This window comes from Pantoea sp. GbtcB22 (assembly GCF_019091025.1).
Taxonomy (GTDB): Bacteria; Pseudomonadota; Gammaproteobacteria; order Enterobacterales; family Enterobacteriaceae; genus Pantoea; species Pantoea leporis.
On sequence record NZ_JAGXKB010000001.1, the window covers coordinates 1,428,125 to 1,446,227 of the forward strand.

At 50.3% G+C, this 18,103-nt stretch carries 13 protein-coding genes, 1 tRNA gene and 2 pseudogenes; 11 read left to right on the top strand and 5 right to left on the bottom strand.

What is annotated here, in order from left to right:
• The 4 genes and pseudogenes from KVT28_RS06740 to tssG form a co-directional block, all read left to right on the top strand.
• Nucleotides 1–1,320 carry a phosphatase PAP2/dual specificity phosphatase family protein gene (locus KVT28_RS06740; RefSeq protein WP_217547327.1) on the top strand — a complete coding sequence of 440 codons (1,320 nt, stop codon included), beginning with the start codon at nt 1–3 and terminating at the stop codon, nt 1,318–1,320.
• On the top strand, nt 1,305–1,706 hold the full coding sequence (locus tag KVT28_RS06745; RefSeq protein ID WP_217547330.1) for a hypothetical protein: 402 nt from the start codon (nt 1,305–1,307) through the stop codon (nt 1,704–1,706). Before KVT28_RS06740 ends, KVT28_RS06745 begins: the two co-directional genes overlap by 16 nt.
• Before the next feature lie 7 nt (nt 1,707–1,713).
• Nucleotides 1,714–3,498 (top strand): type VI secretion system baseplate subunit TssF, encoded by a 1,785-nt coding sequence (tssF, locus tag KVT28_RS06750; protein ID WP_217547332.1) that lies wholly within the window; start codon nt 1,714–1,716, stop codon nt 3,496–3,498.
• Nucleotides 3,495–4,388, top strand: a pseudogene (gene tssG, locus KVT28_RS06755) (type VI secretion system baseplate subunit TssG); the annotation flags it as partial. The gene tssF and the pseudogene tssG, both read left to right, overlap by 4 nt.
• A gap of 120 nt (nt 4,389–4,508) precedes the next feature.
• Here the strand turns inward: tssG and KVT28_RS06760 are convergent.
• Nucleotides 4,509–4,598: pseudogene (locus KVT28_RS06760) on the bottom strand (transposase); the annotation flags it as partial.
• Nucleotides 4,599–4,800: 202 nt separating this feature from the next.
• Here KVT28_RS06760 and KVT28_RS06765 point away from each other — a divergent pair.
• From KVT28_RS06765 to KVT28_RS06775, 3 genes are read left to right on the top strand one after another with little or no spacing between them, the layout of a single operon-like run.
• A complete protein-coding gene (locus KVT28_RS06765; RefSeq protein ID WP_217547335.1) occupies nt 4,801–7,392 on the top strand; it encodes a type I restriction-modification system subunit M in 2,592 nt (863 codons plus the stop codon).
• A 1-nt stretch (nt 7,393) separates the two neighbouring features.
• The gene (locus KVT28_RS06770) at nt 7,394–8,668 is read left to right on the top strand and encodes a restriction endonuclease subunit S (RefSeq protein WP_217547337.1); all 1,275 of its coding nucleotides are present in this window, start codon (nt 7,394–7,396) and stop codon (nt 8,666–8,668) included.
• Nucleotides 8,669–8,684: 16 nt separating this feature from the next.
• Nucleotides 8,685–11,900, top strand: a complete 3,216-nt coding sequence (locus tag KVT28_RS06775; RefSeq protein ID WP_217547340.1) for a type I restriction endonuclease subunit R — start codon at nt 8,685–8,687, stop codon at nt 11,898–11,900.
• A 118-nt stretch (nt 11,901–12,018) separates the two neighbouring features.
• Here KVT28_RS06775 and KVT28_RS06780 read toward each other — a convergent pair.
• Together KVT28_RS06780 and KVT28_RS06785 are read right to left on the bottom strand one after the other, a co-directional pair.
• Nucleotides 12,019–12,095 (bottom strand) — tRNA-Arg (locus KVT28_RS06780).
• Between the two features lie 95 nt (nt 12,096–12,190).
• On the bottom strand, nt 12,191–12,694 hold the full coding sequence (locus KVT28_RS06785) for a DUF1198 family protein (protein ID WP_217547342.1): 504 nt from the start codon (nt 12,692–12,694) through the stop codon (nt 12,191–12,193).
• A 175-nt stretch (nt 12,695–12,869) separates the two neighbouring features.
• On the opposite strand from KVT28_RS06785, the gene folD reads away from it, so the two are divergent.
• Together folD and ybcJ are read left to right on the top strand one after the other, a co-directional pair.
• Nucleotides 12,870–13,736: a bifunctional methylenetetrahydrofolate dehydrogenase/methenyltetrahydrofolate cyclohydrolase FolD gene (folD, locus tag KVT28_RS06790; RefSeq protein WP_036648219.1), complete on the top strand. Its 867-nt coding sequence runs from the start codon at nt 12,870–12,872 to the stop codon at nt 13,734–13,736.
• Nucleotides 13,736–13,948: a ribosome-associated protein YbcJ gene (ybcJ, locus tag KVT28_RS06795; protein WP_007890771.1), complete on the top strand. Its 213-nt coding sequence runs from the start codon at nt 13,736–13,738 to the stop codon at nt 13,946–13,948. The genes folD and ybcJ overlap by 1 nt, the downstream gene beginning before the upstream one ends.
• 25 nt (nt 13,949–13,973) lie before the next feature.
• Here the strand turns inward: ybcJ and KVT28_RS06800 are convergent, their stop codons facing one another.
• Together KVT28_RS06800 and cysS are read right to left on the bottom strand one after the other, a co-directional pair.
• The gene (locus KVT28_RS06800) at nt 13,974–15,080 is read right to left on the bottom strand and encodes an AAA family ATPase (RefSeq protein ID WP_217547345.1); all 1,107 of its coding nucleotides are present in this window, start codon (nt 15,078–15,080) and stop codon (nt 13,974–13,976) included.
• Between the two features lie 33 nt (nt 15,081–15,113).
• A complete protein-coding gene (gene cysS, locus KVT28_RS06805; protein ID WP_217547348.1) occupies nt 15,114–16,499 on the bottom strand; it encodes a cysteine--tRNA ligase in 1,386 nt (461 codons plus the stop codon).
• 371 nt (nt 16,500–16,870) lie between these two features.
• On the opposite strand from cysS, the gene ppiB reads away from it, so the two are divergent.
• The gene (gene ppiB / locus KVT28_RS06810) at nt 16,871–17,365 is read left to right on the top strand and encodes a peptidylprolyl isomerase B (RefSeq protein ID WP_008103818.1); all 495 of its coding nucleotides are present in this window, start codon (nt 16,871–16,873) and stop codon (nt 17,363–17,365) included.
• Nucleotides 17,365–18,081 carry a UDP-2,3-diacylglucosamine diphosphatase gene (locus KVT28_RS06815; protein WP_217547350.1) on the top strand — a complete coding sequence of 239 codons (717 nt, stop codon included), beginning with the start codon at nt 17,365–17,367 and terminating at the stop codon, nt 18,079–18,081. Before ppiB ends, KVT28_RS06815 begins: the two co-directional genes overlap by 1 nt.
• Nucleotides 18,082–18,103 lie beyond the last annotated feature (22 nt).

An 18,103-nucleotide genomic window follows, 5' to 3' on the forward strand; every position in this document is an offset into this window, starting at 1 on the left:
ATGACTGAATCGTTGCTGACACAACGCCCTTTTCGCCCCTGGAAACAGGGGCTTTGCTGGCTGATGTTGCTGGGGCCCCTGTTTTTTCTCAGCTACGGGCAGGTGAATACCTACACCGCGACCCGCGATGATGTGGAAAGCCTGGTGTTTGCCTGGGAACGTTCGATTCCATTTGTTCCCTGGACCATCGTGCCTTACTGGAGCATCGACCTGCTTTACGGTATTTCACTGTTCATCTGCACATCAAGACAGGAGTTGATGCGTCACGGCTATCGCCTGCTTGCAGCATCGCTGGTGGCGTGTGCAGCGTTTTTACTTTTCCCGCTGAAGTTTACCTTCACGCGCCCGGAAACCCAGGGTGTCTTCGGCTGGTTGTTCCACCAGCTTGAACAGTTTGATTTACCCTATAACCAGGCCCCTTCGTTGCACATTATTCTGACCTGGCTGCTCTGGCTGCGCTTTCGCCAGCATCTGAATCGCAATGCGAGAATCGTTGCGGCCAGTTGGTTCCTGCTGATTGCTGTCTCGGTTCTGACCACCTGGCAGCACCATGTTATCGATGTCATTAGCGGGATTGTGGTCGCGGTCATCATCAGCTACCTGATTCCAATTAGAGGAGAATGGCGCTGGCAGCGGCCCACTTGGCACGCGCGACGTCTCGCAAGCAAATACGGCCTGGGTGGAATGCTGTTTTTACTGGCGGGGATAGCGATTCCCTGTGGTCATTTGCTGTTGTGGCCTGCCATAGCGCTGCTGGCGGTGGCTGCGGGCTATGCCGGCTTGGGCGTGACGGTGTTCCAGAAAAACACTTGCGGCAACTTATCCCTCTCCGCACGCCTGCTGCTTTTACCCTATCTGACAGGCGTGAGGATTTCCCGCCGCTGGTTTTCCCGGCATAGCGCGCAAAGTAATGAGATTGTCGCTGGCGTAGCGCTGGGCAGGTTCCCGGGCAAAGCGCAGCAGGATTTTGCCGTTTTTGATCTGACCGCAGAATTACACAAAGGCAACCGGAGCGCACAGCGATGGCAGGCCTATCCACTCATGGATCTGCTGGTGCCCGACATTGCGCATTTGCAGACTGCGGTAAGACAGCTTCAGCAACTGCACCAGGAAAATGACAAGGTGTTGGTTTGCTGCGCGCTGGGTTTATCGCGCAGTGCCATAGTGATTGCGGCGTGGCTGCTGGCGGAAGGACATGCAGCCTCTGTCGTTCAGGCCGTTGAACTCATTAAGTCCCGACGCCCGCAGATTGTTCTCACCCCTGCACACATTGCAATCCTCGAAGCCTTCAGCAAGGAACAGCTATGTCAGACATCATGATGACCAACCGAATTGTGCAAATTCATCTGGCAAGCTGGCGCTACTTTGCCGCGCTGACACTGCCGCCGTTGGCGCTGATACTCAGCCTTTTCTACTTCGCGCTGAGCCTGCCGTTAATGGTGTTGTTCTTCATCACACACTACTACTGCTGGCGTTTATGGCTCGATGAACGGCTCTTCACATTGCTCAACAACGAAGACGACCTTGCTGAGTTTGACCGGGTCATGGCGCAGCTATGGCCGAAAAAATTTGCCCGCCCGCGTTCTCTGGCTGATCGCCTGCACGGAACAAGAGTCATGTTTTACCGGGCAATGATCTCACTGCTGGTGCTGTGGTTGGTTTCACTCTGCTCAGTGAGTTATCTGGCACTCACGCTGGGTGAGTAGGTGAACCATGAACGACCATGATTTTCTGAAATATTTCGACAGCGAAATGCGTTATCTGAAAGCTGCTGCGCAGGAGTTTGCGGAGCAGCATCCGGAGGCGGGACGGCGACTGGGCGTAGACGGCAAATCTCTGAAGATGGACGACTCGGTCGAGCAGCTGTTTCAGGGCTTCTCGCTGATGATGGCGCAGATGCGTCGTAAGATTGATGACGATATTCCGGAGCTGACGGAGCCGCTGCTCGGGCATCTGCTGCCCGTGGTGAACCGCACGCTGCCATCAATGTCTGTGGTGGAACTTACGCCCGATAGCGTCGCTCAGGTACGTGATGCGGTGCTGCCGGAAGGTACAACGCTGCTGACCCGACCGATGGATATCACTGGCCTGTGCTGCCCTTATCGCACGACCGATGCGTTGAAATTGCATCCGCTGACGCTGGGCGAGATAACGACGCCCTTCCATCCCGATGGACACCAGATGATCTCCCTGCGGTTTACACTCAGCCCTCAGGCCGATACGAGCCAGGTCGATCTCAGTGATATTCCGCTTTATATCAACGGAGATCGCCCAGTGCAGTCGCTGCTATACCATGCGCTGACCTGTCATCTGCGCAACATCACTTTTCGCCTGCCGCAGAGTGATAACCACGATCCGCAGCCATTTAATGGTGGCATCCGCGCCCGCTGGCAACAAGACTGGCATCCGGTCTGGCCGGAAAGCGACAGTCCTGCACTCTGTGGTGAAGTGCGCCCGCTGCTGGAATATTTCAGCTTTCCGGCTCGCTACGCCTTCTTTACTCTATCGGGGCTCAACACGCTGCCTTTCGACGAAAGCTGCCGCGAGGTGATTCTCGATATTCACCTCAGTCAGCCGCTTCCGCATGATATTTCGCTGCCGGCAGACGCGCTGCGCATTCACTGCGTGCCGGTAATTAACCTGTTCACTCTGAACGCCGAGCCGCTGAAGGTGAAGCCTGCGGTGCTCGATTATCGTCTGCGTCCGCACCGCCTGCGCGATCAGCACACTGAGATTTACAGTGTTGATGAAGTGGCCGCCAGCGAAACACTGGATAAGCGGCGTTATGTGCCGTATCGGCACTTCCGGCAAAAAGGCGGCATGTTGCAGCGCAAAGAGTCGTGGCCGGAGCGATATTTCCATACGCGCATCTGGCGCGGTGTCAGCGGTCTTTATGAAACCCTGCTGATGTTGGGTGGCGATGAAAGCGAGACCGATCGAGGCGAGGATGATGCCACGCTGTTTATGAACATCACTTGCACCAATGGTAACTATCCGCGCATGGCGCTGGAGAAAGCCGTATTTGATGGAAGCGTGGTCACCGGCAACCTGACGTTGCAGTGCACAACGCGTCATCCCCCTTCTATGCCTTATTACCCGCCAACCACGCAATTGTTTCAGTGGCATGTGATGTCGCTGCTGCATCCGCGCGCGCTGAGCCAGATGATTAATGACGCTGCAAGCCTCCGCGCCGTGCTGGCGCTGTTTGACTGGAGCAATGACGATCATAACCGCCGTCGCATCAGCGGTATTCGCCACGTGAGTTGGCGTCAGGACTTTAACGCCTCGTATCACTGGCACGGGGTGCATATTCGCGTGGCGCTCGATGAAACCCAGTTCAGCGGCACCGGCGATGCCCGTCTGTTCTGCGAGTTGCTGGAGCAGTTCCTGACGCAGTACGCCAGCGTGGTGCGCTTTACCCAACTGACGGTGCTGCTGACCGCGTCGGGCACCGAATGGGCCTGGCCGGAGCGACGCATTGATAGGGTGCTGATGTGAGCGACGAAAACAAAAAACCGTTCTGGCTGGACGATAGCGGCAATGATCAGACCGCGCGGTACAACTTTTACCGCTTCTGCCAGCTGCTGGAGCAGACGACCGGCAGCCGTCTTGGCATGGGCCGCACGCCAGAGAGTGATCCGGTGCGCTTTCGCCCTAACCCGCATCTGGGCTTTCCCGCCGGGGAGTTGAAACGCACGGAAATTGACGCCGATAACCCAGATGCGCCGCCAACGGTCCGAACCAACTTCTTCGGCTTGTACGGTGTGGATTCGCCGCTGCCCACCAGCATCATTGATGACATCAACCAGGGACGTGACGGAGCTGATGCGATGGCGGCGTTTCTGGATATCTTCAATCATCGACTGATGACGCAGTTTTACCGCATCTGGCGCAAGTACAGCTATCCGGCCACCTTTGAGCCGTGCGGTACCGATACGGTTTCGCAAAGCCTGATGGCGTTAACCGGCATTGCCCACAGCGGCGACCAGCCGTCATCACACCTGCTGGCGATACTGAAACCGTTGCTGCATACCACGCACACTGCTGAAGGTATTGCAGCGGTGATCAACAGCCAGGCACCGAATACCAAAGTTGAGGTGTTCGCGCACCATCCAGTGACGATGCCGGTGGCAAAACGCGCCCGCCTCTCACTGAACGGCGGCATGACGCTCGATCAGAATCCGATCCTGGGTGATGAAACCCGCGTGGCTGATTACTGCTCACGGGTTGAGCTTTCAACAGACGATCCTGATGAAGCGAAAGGCTGGATGCCTGACGGGCAAATCCGGCAGGACGTGATGGCGCTACTGCGTATCTATTTGAGCTGTGACTATGATTTGCGGTTTTGGCTGACGATTCCCACCCGATTGCTGCCAGTGCCGCGGCTGGGCGATGCCGGGTTATTTAATGGATACAACATGATGCTGGGGTTGAGGAAGGATAATCGGAGTGCGATGCCGGAAACGGTGCGCATCAAAGTGGGAAAGCTGCGAGAGGAAAATGTCCAGATTGCGGCAGACTTCCGGCACGGGCTTACCCAGCTCAGCCTGCTTCAGGGCAAAGACAATCTGCTCTTCGGTGAATCGTGACTTTTTCATCGGCACAACCTCCGCTCAGGGGAGTCAATATCATGCTGGAATTCTGTTTCTGAATGGATCAGGATTTCGGATCAGGGTCACTATAAACTACACACTGTCACAGACTGATCAAGCCTTGCCGCTGGCAAGAAGGTCTCTTCAAACGTACAATCCTCCCTCTAAAAGATCCCTTTCCGAAAAAATCGTTTTAACAGGATTTATAGTGAACAAACAGCAGCTTGCGGCAAAAATCTGGGAATCGGCTAACCAGATGCGATCTAAAATTGAAGCTAACGAATACAAAGATTACATACTCGGCTTTATCTTCTACAAGTATCTAAGCGACCAGCTGGTGCAGTTTGTATCCAAAGAAGGTATGACGCCCGAAGACATCAAAACACACAATGAAGAACACGCCGACACCGTTGAATATGTGCAAAGCAATTTGGGCTATTTCATAGCCTACGAAAACTTGTTTTCTACATGGATAGATCCAAAATCTGATTTTGACGAATCTAACGTACGAGATGCACTCTCGGCCTTTAGCCGTTTAATTTCGCCAAATGATAAAAAACTGTTTGAAGGCATTTTCACTACCTTAGAAACAGGTCTAAGCAAACTGGGTGAAAGTGCAGGCAAACGCACTAAAGCCATTAGCGATTTACTGCACCTGATCAAAAGCATCCCCATGAATGGCAATCAAGGGTATGACGTACTGGGCTACATCTACGAATACCTAATTGAAAAGTTTGCCGCCAATGCCGGTAAAAAAGCCGGTGAGTTTTACACACCTCATGAAGTCTCAGTATTGATGTCGAACATCATCGCTCATGAATTAAAACATAAAGATGCTATCAAAATTTACGACCCAACTTCCGGGTCCGGTTCGTTACTGATCAATATCGGTGGGGCATTCGAGAAATATGCTAAAAACAAAGACCGCATCACCTATTACGCGCAAGAGTTAAAAGCTAATACCTACAACCTAACCCGTATGAACCTCATCATGCGTGGTATCAAAGCCAGTAATATTAAAACCCGTAATGGCGACACCCTTGAAGAAGATTGGCCATATTTTGACGAAAACGATCCACAAGGCTCATATTACGCCGTGCACGTCGATGCAGTCGTATCTAATCCGCCTTACTCACAAAACTGGGACCCAAGCTTTAAAGACAGCGATCCACGCTATTCACGTTTTGGCCTGGCACCTAAAACCAAAGCCGATTTTGCATTTTTGCTGCATGACCTCTATCACCTAAAACCTGATGGTGTTATGGCGATTGTATTGCCTCACGGTGTTTTATTCCGTGGCGGTGAAGAAGGTCAAATCCGCAAGCAACTGATTGAACAAAATCATATTGATACTGTTATCGGTTTACCGGCTAATATCTTTTTTGGCACCGGTATTCCCACGGTGATTTTAGTACTCAAGCAAAAACGCTTAAATACCGATGTGCTAGTGATCGATGCCTCCAAACACTTTTTGAAAGAAGGCAAAAACAACAAACTGCAAGCCAGTGATATCAAGCGAATTACAGATGCAGTGATTAATCGAGAAAGTATCGACAAATTCTCCCAACTGGTAAGCAAACAAACCCTGTGCGACAACGGTTACAATCTGAATATACCGCGCTATGTGGATTCATCTGCGGCGACACAAAGCTGGGATTTACACGCCACCATGCTCGGCGGCATTCCCAACAGCGAAATTGCCGAGCTAAACAGTTTTTGGCAAGCTTTCCCGCAATTGCACAATACTCTGTTTTCGCCAAAATCCGCCGCTTATAGTGAGCTGGCCATTGCCAAACAAGACGTCAACGCCTGCATTAGTGGCCACCCGCAAGTGTTAGCGTTTGTCAGCGCCTACAATCAAGCCTTTAATGGCTTTGATGACTACCTAAACACCCAGTTAATACAAAACTGGCACAGCGTAAAGCGTAACCAACAAGAGTCGGTATTAAGTACCGAGCTATTTACTCGCTTAGCCCCGATTGCCTTAATCGACAAATACCAGGCTTTCCAATTTCTGAACAACCAATGGCAAATCATCAGCGCCGATTTAGAGATGATGCAGACCGAAGGCTTTGCTACTACGAAACAAGTTGACCCTAACATAGTCATCAAAAAGAAAGACGGCAAAGACACCGAAGTGCAAGACGGCTGGAAAGGCCACATATTGCCCTTTGATTTAGTGCAACAAACATATTTAAGTAACGACGTACAGGCTTTGGCAGATAAAGAAACACGCCTGGCAGAAATTGCCAGCATGCTGGAAGAAATTTTAGAGTCTCTAACTGAAGAAGAAAAAGAACAAGATATTGTCAAAGAAAGTAAAGACGGTTTTGCCAATGCTGAAGTAGGCAAAGCGGCCAAGGCCTTCTTGAAAGAACAAAAAGATAAGAAAGTTAATTTCGCAGAAGAAAGCTTTGAAGCCAAAATCATTTTCGTGAACAAATTAATTGATGAAGAAAAAAACCTTAAAAAGACGGTCAAAGATGCAGCCGCTGCACTGCACTCAAAAACCAAAACAACCATAGAGACCTTAACCGTTGAACAGGTGAACAACCTGCTGCACCTTAAATGGATTGCGCCATTAAGCACCGAACTCGCCACCATGCCAAACGCCGTGATTAGCCAACTCACTAGCCAAGTGCAAGCCCTTGCTGATAAATACGCCGTCACCTATTCGCAGGTGGCCCATGACATTAAAACTACCGAGCAAGAACTGGCGGAGATGATGGGTGAACTCACTGGGAATGAATTTGATATGCAGGGCTTGGCCGAACTCACTAACTTATTGAAGGGTGAATAAAATGAGTGTTGATAATAAGATGCCGGAGATTCGATTTAAGGGGTTTAGTGATGCCTGGAAATCTTTTCCTTTAGAGGAGATTTCTGATGTATTGGATGGAGATCGAGGCCTTAACTACCCAAATGGAGAAGAGCTTAAAGCACAAGGACACACTTTATTTTTAAGTGCATCCAATGTTACGAAGAGCGGATTCAGATTTGATACTAGGCAATATATAACTAAAGATAAATCAGAGAGTCTAGGTAGCGGAAAATTAATTATTAACGATATTATCTTGACCTCTAGAGGTTCAATTGGCCATATCGCTTGGTACAACAAAAATATTAGTAAAGCAATCCCTTTTGCAAGAATAAATTCAGGCATGCTGATTTTACGCGTCAAAGACAATATAGTTCCAAGCATTATCTCTCAGTACTTGAAATCTCCTGAAGGAAAAAAAAAGATAGAGACGATTAGTTTTGGCAGCGCTCAGCCACAGTTAACAAAAGCAAGTATTTTAAAGTTTATTGTTACCATACCTTTCGAAAAAAAAGAGCAAATTACCATCGGCAACTACTTCCAAAAGCTAGACGAGCTGATAAATAAACACCAACAAAAGCATGACAAGCTCAGCAACATTAAAAAAGCCATGCTGGAAAAAATGTTTCCCAAACAAGGCGAAACCATTCCAGAAATCCGCTTTAAAGGGTTTAGTGGAAATTGGATTAAAAATAGCCTAGGTGACTTAATAGATATCAGGTCTGCCGCTCGAGTTCATAAAGATCAGTGGACTGAATCAGGTGTACCATTTTTTAGAACAAGCGATGTTGTATCTATTTACAAAGGACAGGAAAACACTAAAATATTTATTTCTCACGATATTTACTACAAACTATCTGAGAAAATTGGCAAGGTAACAAATGATGATCTTCTTATAACTGGAGGCGGATCCATTGGCATCCCTTATCTTGTCCAGAATAATAATCCATTATATTTTAAGGATGCTGATTTACTTTGGCTAAAGAATAATAATAAATTCAATGGGTATTTCCTATATACATTTTTCTTTAGCGCAACTTTCAAAAAATACATTAATAGTATTTCCCATACAGGAACGATCGCGCATTACACAATCGAACAAGCGAAAGCAACACCGATAAATACATGCTCCCATGAAGAACAAACCCAAATCGCCAACTATTTTCAAAAACTCGACATCTTAATCAATCAACATCAACAACAAATCACTAAACTTAATAACATCAAGCAAGCCTGCTTAAGAAAAATGTTCGTTTAGAGAGGAGCTGCAACAGATGACCACCTTTAAAACCGAAGCGCATTTTGAGCAGGCCTTTATTGAGGTACTCACCAACAAAGGTTGGGAGTCGGAGATACTCAAAAACAAAACCGAAGCCGATTTACTGCAAAACTGGGCGAACATTTTATTTGAAAATAATCGCCAGCGGGATCGCTTAAACGATGTCCCGCTTACCGAAACTGAAATGCAGCAAATTATTGAGCAAATTAAAGAACTAAAAACCCCGCTCAAGCTCAACGGTTTAATAAACGGCAAAACAGTGGCAATTAAGCGCGATAACTCAGCCGATAACTTGCATATGGGCAAAGAAGTCAGCTTAAAAATATATGATCGCCAGGAAATCGCCGCAGGCCAAAGCCGTTACCAAATTGTGCAGCAACCAAAATTTGAACGTGGCAGCCCTTTGCGCAACGACAGACGCGGGGATGTGCTATTACTAATCAACGGTATGCCGGTGATTCATGTAGAGCTAAAGCGTAGTGGTATTCCAGTTAGCCAGGCAGTGAACCAAATTGAAAAATACAGCAAAGAGGGTGTCTTTAGCGGCTTGCTTTCGCTTATCCAGGTCTTTGTGGCAATGGAACCAAATGAGACAAAATACTTTGCCAATCCAGGGTTAGACGGCAAGTTTAACCTCGACTATCAGTTTAACTGGGCCGATTTTAATAATGAACCCATGAACCACTGGAAAGACATCGCCTCTACCTTACTTTCTATTCCCATGGCGCACCAGTTGATTGGCTTTTATACCGTCGCCGACGATACCGACGGCGTGCTGAAGGTAATGCGCAGTTATCAGTATTACGCCGCCAATGCGATATCTGACAAAGTGGCCAAAACCAACTGGCAGCAACTAGGCAGCGCGGCCAATAATCCCGATCGCCTAGGGGGGTATGTATGGCATACCACAGGTTCGGGTAAAACCATGACCAGCTTTAAATCTGCACAATTAATTGCACAATCCAAAGATGCCGATAAAGTGATTTTTTTAATGGACAGGATTGAACTGGGCACCCAGTCGCTCGCGGAATACCGCAATTTTGCTGGCGATGGCGAAGACGTTCAAGCCACCGAAAATACTCACGTACTCATCACCAAATTAAAAAGCATCGCCCCTGCCGATACATTAATTGTTAGCTCAATTCAAAAAATGAGTAATATTTTTGAGGCGGTAGACGATGAAGGCACGGCCACCAACTCTGCGGATATAGAAAAAATTCGCGCTAAGCGTTTGGTGTTTATTGTCGATGAGGCGCACCGTTCTACCTTTGGCGACATGCTGATTATTATTAAACGTACCTTTCCGCGCGCCTTGTTTTTTGGCTTTACTGGGACACCAATTCAAGAAGAAAACGAAAAAAATGGCAATACCACCAGTACCGTATTTGGCAACGAGCTACACCGCTATAGCATTGCCGATGGTATACGCGATGGCAACGTGCTGGGTTTCGACCCTTACAAAGTACCCACCTTTAGAGACAGTGATCTAAGACAAGCAGTGGCGTTAGAGCAAGCCAAAGCCGGCTCGGTGATGGAGGCTATGGATAACCCAGCCAAAAAGAAAAAGTTTAACCACTTTATAAATAACGTGCCGATGGCTGGCCATAAAGACGCCACAGGCAAGTACCACAAAGGCATTGAAAACTATGTACCTAAAAGCCAATATTTAAGCGAAACTCACCAAGCCAAAGTGGTTGAAGATATTCTGCATAAATGGGATGTGCTCAGCCAAGGCAATAAATTCCACGCCATTTTGGCCACTAACAGCATTGCCGAAGCCATTGACTATTACCGTCATTTAAAATCCGCTAAACCTGAACTTAAAGTATCGGCCCTATTTGACCCGAACATTGATAACGACGGCAGTAGCGACCGTGGCCCCACCTTTAAAGGCGATGGTCTGGACGAAATTATGGGTGACTATAACGCGCGTTACGGTCAGGATTTTGATTTTTCCCGCCATGCGGCGTTTAAAAAAGATTTAGCGGCACGTCTTGCACATAAAAAGCCCTACGAACGTATTCACACCGAGCCTTCAAAGCAATTAGATTTATTGATCGTGGTGGATCAAATGCTCACTGGCTTTGACTCTAAATGGCTCAACACCTTATATTTAGACAAAGTGATTAAATACCAAAATATTATTCAAGCCTTCTCACGCACAAATCGATTATTTGGCCCGGACAAACCCCACGGCGTTATCCGTTATTATCGCTATCCACATACCATGGAACAGCACATTAAGGATGCGGTAAAACTCTATTCCGGCGATAGGCCTATCGGCTTATTTGTTGATAGATTAGAAAGTAATCTAGAATCCATTAATGAATTAATGGCTAACATTACCGAGCTGTTTACGAACGCAGGTATTGATAATTTTGAAAAACTGCCAGAGGATATAGAATCCTGTGCCCAGTTCACCAAATTATTTAACGCTTTTAACCAGCATCTTGAAGCCGCCAAAGTACAAGGCTTGCATTGGGAGCAGTCTGTCTATTCCTTTACTGAAAATGATGTTGAACATGAGGTAACGCTGGCCATAGATGAACAAACTTACCTTAGCTTGGTCCTGCGCTATAAAGAGTTGGTAGGCAAAGGTGATCGCGATGGCGCGGGGGATGGCGATATACCTTTTGATATTAGTGGTTATTTGACTGAAATAGATACGGGTAAAATCGATGCCGACTACATGAATAGTCGTTTCGATAAGTATCTAAAAGAGCTTAACAAACACCACGATCCTGCAAGCATTGAAACCACTTTAAATGAACTGCACAAATCGTTTGCGTCGTTAACTCAAAGCGAGCAAAAGTATGCCAAGCTTTTCTTACACGATTTGCAGCGCGGCGATGCGCAGCTAATTGAAGGCTATACTTTTAGGGACTATATAAACACCTACAAAGATAATGCTGAAAATGCGCAGTTGAATGCTGTTGTCAATGCACTTGGTTTAGATAAAGGACAGCTCGTAACATTAATGGCTGATAACGTTAATGATAAAAACTTAAATAACTTTGGCCGTTTCGATGCACTAAAAGAAACGGTAAATAAAGAAAAAGCCAAGCTCTATTTTGAAAAGCAGGACGGTGTCAAACTACCTTTATTCAAGTTAAATATGCGCATTGAACAATTTTTAAAGAAATTTATTTGTGCTAAAACGGATGACTTTATTGACGAAGTAGTTGGAAAAATAGATGGCTTAGCGGAATAGTCATGCATAAGAACTCTAATTTTTGATTAGGGTTCTTCAATCTAGCTACAATAGATCATCGAAAATCAGAAAGTATTAGAAATAAAGCGAGTTCAGTAGAAGTGTGTTGACTTGAAAATGGTACGCCCTACAGGATTCGAACCTGTGACCTACGGCTTAGAAGGCCGGTGCTCTATCCAGCTGAGCTAAGGGCGCATAGTGATGGGGTCGGATTATACGTCCAGCGGCTCGCGCGTCAACGTTTTTGCCCTTGAACATAAGCGGAGTGCTGCCAGATTAACCAAAACCCCTTAATGCCGCTTGCGCCACTCGCTCATCGACACCAGATTCCCGCCCTGCTCGGTTTCGCCTTCCAGCTCAATCCCTTGCTGCGTAAAGTGCGCATTGTACTGGTCGCGCAGCGCATGCAATTCCTGGCTGTCCGGTTCCAGCTGGCGCAAGAACCCCAACGCCAGCAACAGCTGTTGCCTCGATATCAGCGCAGAAAACCCAGCCCGGCTCAGAATGCCATGCCAGCGCTGCTTATTCTCGTCGCTGCCATCGACAATCAGCACCTGCCAAATCAGCAGCACCGCCGCGCCATTGTGCAGATGCGTGTCGTTATCGCCCGCGATGTAGTCGGTAAACTCTTTTGCCGCCTCTTTGCCCATCAGCGACAACATCGATTCGATATGCACCGGCGGCAGTTGCAACCGTTTATTGAGCGCCTGCACCGCATGGCGCGAGCTGGCCGTCAGCAGCTGAAAACCTACCACGAACACCACCGCCAGCGTGGCGAGAATTAACCAAATCATCACGTCATCCATCTCATTCACTGCCCGGCATCATAAGCGCTAACGCGGGCGGACGCCACGGCGAAAAATCGGGAAAGCGGCGTTGATGGCGAATCTCTACCTGACAGCCGCACGCGCTTCTGACAGAATAGGCGCCATCCCCGATCTAACCCTCTACAGATGGATTTCCTCTCTGATGGCAGCAAAAATTATTGACGGTAAAACGATTGCGCAGCAGGTGCGCCTTGAGGTTGCTGAAAAAGTACAGCAGCGTCTGGCAGCCGGTAAACGTGCGCCCGGTTTGGCAGTTGTGCTGGTGGGTGAAAACCCAGCTTCGCAGATCTATGTCGCCAGCAAACGTCGTGCTTGTGATGAAGTGGGCTTCATCTCCCGCTCATACGATCTACCCGCCACCACCAGCGAAGCCGAGCTGCTGGAGCTGATTGATACGCTCAACAACGATAACGACATCGACGGCATTCTGGTGCAGCTGCCGCTGCCAGCCGGCATCGATAACGTCAAAGTGCTGGAGCGCATCGTGCCGGACAAAGATGTGGATGGCTTCCATCCGTACAACGTCGGTCGTCTGTGCCAGCGCGCGCCGAAGCTGCGCCCGTGTACGCCGCGCGGCATCGTTACTTTGCTGGAGCGCTACAATATCGATACTTACGGCCTGAACGCCGTGGTGGTTGGCGCATCGAATATCGTTGGCCGTCCGATGAGCATGGAGCTGCTGCTCGCCGGTTGTACCACCACCGTTACGCACCGTTTCACCAAAGATCTGCGTCATCACGTTGAGCACGCCGATCTGCTGGTGGTAGCTGTCGGCAAGCCGGGCTTTATTCCGGGCGACTGGATCAAGCCGGGCGCGGTGGTGATTGATGTGGGTATCAACCGTCTCGACAGCGGTAAAGTGGTGGGTGATGTGGAGTTCGAAGCGGCTGCTGAGCGCGCCTCGTACATTACGCCCGTTCCAGGCGGCGTCGGTCCAATGACGGTTGCTACACTGATCCAAAACACGCTGACGGCGTGTGAAGAATTTCACGACATTGAGGAGGCATAATGGCCAGTTTTTCTCTCGGTAAACATGCCCACGTAGATTTGTGCGACCTGCTGAAACTCGAAGGTTGGGTGCAAAGCGGTGCGCAGGCGAAAGCGGTGATTGCGGAAGGCGAAGTGCGCGTCGATGGCGCAGTTGAAACGCGTAAGCGCTGCAAGATTGTTGAAGGCCAGAAGGTCGAGTTTGCGGGCTTTAAGATTACGGTTGTTGCCTGACCTTTAGGCGTCCCAATCGGGACGCCTAAATTCGCTCTTCCCCCACTACCCGAGTTTCCCCTTCAATTTGCTCCAGCGCGATATGATTCACCGCCGTATGCTGCGCAATCAGCGTCGCCAGTTTCGGTGAATGGCTGGTGATCCACAGTTGGCTAAACTGGCTGGCTTCGGCGATCAGTCGCGCTAATGCAGGCAACAAGTCTTCATGCAAACTGTTTTCCGGTTCATTTAGCGCCATAAACGCCGGCGGACGCGGGCTGAGCAGCGCCACCACTAAGCAGAGAAAGCGCAGCGTGCCATCCGAGAACTCGGCGCTCTCCAGCGGACGCAAAATCCCCCGCCGTGACATCAGCATCTGAAAACGCCCGTTCTGCACGTCAACGTGAAATTCCGTGTCCGGGAAGGCTTCGGCCATCACCTCGAGCAGTAATTCGGAATGACCGCGTTCAACAATCGTGGCCCAGGCTGCGGCCAAATTGCTGCCATCGTGGCTCAGTATCGGCGCGCGTACACCAATCTGCGGCGCACGAATCGGCGAACCGGGCCACACCGCAAACTCATGATAGAAACGCCACTGGCGTAACCTTTCACGTACCTGCGAAAGCTCGGGATAAAGGTGCGGCTCGCCAAGCTGCCCAAACAGCGACTCTTCCGGATGCAGCACCGCAGGATAAGCAACGCGTTCGCCCTCAACGTTGTGCAGGAAAGCGGTTTGATTTTGCCGCTGCAGGATGCAGGAGGAAGGACGCCGACGCTGGCCGCTCATCCATATACGCTCCTCTTTCACCAGCGGATCGAGGTTAAACATGCTGGTGGCTAACGGCTCAGGAAAACCGATATCAAGCTGATAATCCATATCATCCATCACCACCGCGAGCGCCAGACGTTTGGGATCGTGGCGACGATCGCCGCGCCGTAATCCGCCCGCCCACATCGCTTTCTGGATGCCGCCCTCTTCCGCCAGCGCCAGCGCTAAACGTCCGCTCGCCGCTTCGTGCAGCAATCGCACCGCTTTATACAGGTTAGATTTACCGCAGCCGTTCGGGCCGCTCACCACGTTGAGCTGTTGCAGCGGTAGCGTCAGGTCGCGCACCGATCGGAAGCCGTGAATATGAATCTGTTCAATCGCCATCAATAAAAAAGGGCGATTTCTCGCCCTCTCCGGTTATTTGCGTCGCCAGCTGGAACCTTGCGGCCCATCCTCAACGATCACGCCCAACTCATTGAGCTTATCGCGCGCCACATCCGCCTGCGCCCAATCTTTGGCTGCACGCGCGTCGGAACGGGCTTTCACCCAATGCTCGATTTCCGCCACTTCATCGTCATTCACTTGCGCACCGCTCTGCAGGAACTGCTCGGGATCCTGCTGCAAAATGCCGAGCACGTTAGCGATCTGGCGCAGTTTCGCTGCCAGCGCATCAGCGGAGGCTTTGTCTTCGGTCTTCAGACGATTCACTTCACGCGCCATATCGAACAGCACCGAATAGGCTTCCGGCGTGTTGAAGTCGTCATCCATCGCGGTACGGAAACGCGCTTCGAACTCTTCGCCACCCGCCGCCGTGGCGCTGGCATCGGTATGACGCAGCGCGGTGTACAAGCGCTCGAGCGCCGCACGCGCCTGATTGAGGTTATCTTCGCCGTAGTTGAGCTGGCTGCGATAGTGTCCCGACATCAGGAAGTAACGCACGGTTTCGGCATCGTAGTGCTGCAACACATCGCGCACGGTGAAGAAGTTATCCAGCGATTTCGACATCTTCTCGCGATCAACCATCACCATGCCGGAGTGCATCCAGTAATTCACATACGGACCATCGTGCGCACAGGTGGATTGCGCCACTTCGTTTTCGTGGTGCGGGAACATCAGGTCCGAACCGCCGCCGTGAATGTCGAAATGGGTGCCAAGCTGTTTGCAGTTCATCGCCGAACATTCGATGTGCCAGCCTGGACGGCCGTTGCCCCACGGCGAGTTCCACGCCGGTTCGTCGGCTTTAGACATCTTCCACAGCACGAAGTCCATCGGATTGCGCTTCACATCCGCCACTTCGACGCGCGCGCCGGCCTGCAGCTGCTCCAGATCCTGACGCGACAGCACGCCGTAATCTTTGTCGCTCATCACATCGAACATCACGTCGCCGTTGTCCGCCACGTACGCGTGCTTACGCTCAATCAACCTGCCGACCAGCTCGATAATCTCGTCGATGTGGCGGGTGGCGCGCGGCTCCAGATCCGGCGGCAGAATGCCGAGCGCCACAAAATCTTTATGCATTTCAGCGATCATGCGGTTGGTCAGCGTTTCGATGCTTTCCTCGTTTTGATTGGCACGTTTGATGATTTTGTCATCGATATCGGTGATGTTACGCACATACTTCAGCTGATAGCCCACGTAACGCAGATAACGCGCCACCACGTCGAATGCCACAAATGTACGCCCATGGCCGATATGACAGAGGTCGTAAACCGTGATACCACACACGTACATACCGACTTGACCGGCATGGATGGGTTTGAATTCCTCTTTCTGTCGACTCAGGGTGTTATAAATCTTTAGCATTGAACGGTTCCGTTTATTTACGTGTGCGGGAATAGAACTATCAAAAATCTTGCTGTTTATTGCGTCAAGCCAACCAGTTAACCACTGTAATCCGTGACTGCACATTCCGTAGCGGCGCGATTTATCGCGCAATAAATTGCGCCGCTACGGAATGTGCGCGCTATGAGAACGGTTTTCATCTCTTAACTGACAAACATCAAGCCGGTTATTGTGCCGTATTTTTCTGACTTGTGCATCGCTCGGTTGCCAACTGCCGTCCGGTTACTGACGCGTTATTGGAAATTGTGATATAAGAAGCGTCTACAAAAATGCCCCGCCGGCTTACAGGCGTGGCAGTTGATACTGACGACAACCTTGACAGGAAGAAAATAATGGTCACTTTCCAAACGAACCATGGCGATATCGTAATCAAAACTTTCGATGACAAAGCGCCGGCTACCGTGAAGAACTTCCTGGAATACTGCGCGGAAGGTTTTTACGATAACACTATCTTCCATCGCGTAATCAACGGTTTCATGATTCAGGGCGGCGGTTTTGAGCCTGGCATGAAGCAGAAAGATACCAAAGCAGACATCCGCAACGAAGCGAACAACGGCCTGAAAAACACCAAAGGCACCCTGGCGATGGCGCGTACTCAGGCGCCACACTCTGCAACAGCCCAGTTCTTTATCAACGTGGCAGACAACGACTTCCTGAACTTCCGTGACGAAAGCCTGCAAGGCTGGGGTTACTGCGTGTTCGCTGAAGTGGTTGAAGGCATGGACGTGGTTGAGAAAATCAAAGCGGTGAAAACCGGCCGCAGCGGCATGCATCAGGACGTTCCGGTTGAAGATGTTGTCATCCAGAAAGTGACTGTTAGCGAGTAATGTCGCGCACGCTGTTTATCGCAGATCTGCATCTGTGTCATGAAGAACCGGCAATTACTGCCGGTTTTCTGCATTTTTTGCAGGGTGAAGCGCGCACGTGCGATGCGCTTTACATCCTCGGCGATCTGTTTGAAGCCTGGATCGGCGACGACGATCCTAATCCGCTGCATCAGCAAATCGCTGCGGCGCTCAAGGCGCTGCCGGTGCCGAAGTTCTTTATTCACGGCAATCGCGACTTCCTGCTCGGCCAGCGTTTTGCGCGTGCCAGCGGCATGACGCTGCTGCCGGAAGAGAAGGTGCTCGATCGCTACGGACATCGTGTGTTGATCATGCACGGCGACACCTTGTGTACCGACGACGAAGGCTATCAGCGTTTCCGCGCCAAAATGCATCAGCGCTGGTTGCAGCGTCTGTTCCTCACGTTGCCGCTGCGTCTGCGCATGCGCATTGCCGCGCGCATGCGCAATGGCAGCAAGCAGGCGAATCAGCATAAATCGGTCAGCATCATGGACGTCAATCAGTCCGCGGTGGAAGCCGCGATGACGCGCCAAGAGGTGCCGATTCTGATTCACGGCCACACGCATCGTCCCGCCATTCACGCCTTCCCGCTACACGGCGAAAACGCCCAGCGCGCGGTGCTGGGTGCCTGGCATAAGAACGGATCGATGATTCAGCTTGATGCCAACGGCGTAAGCCTGATCGAATTCCCCTTCTGAAATCCGGGCATCAATGCCCGTT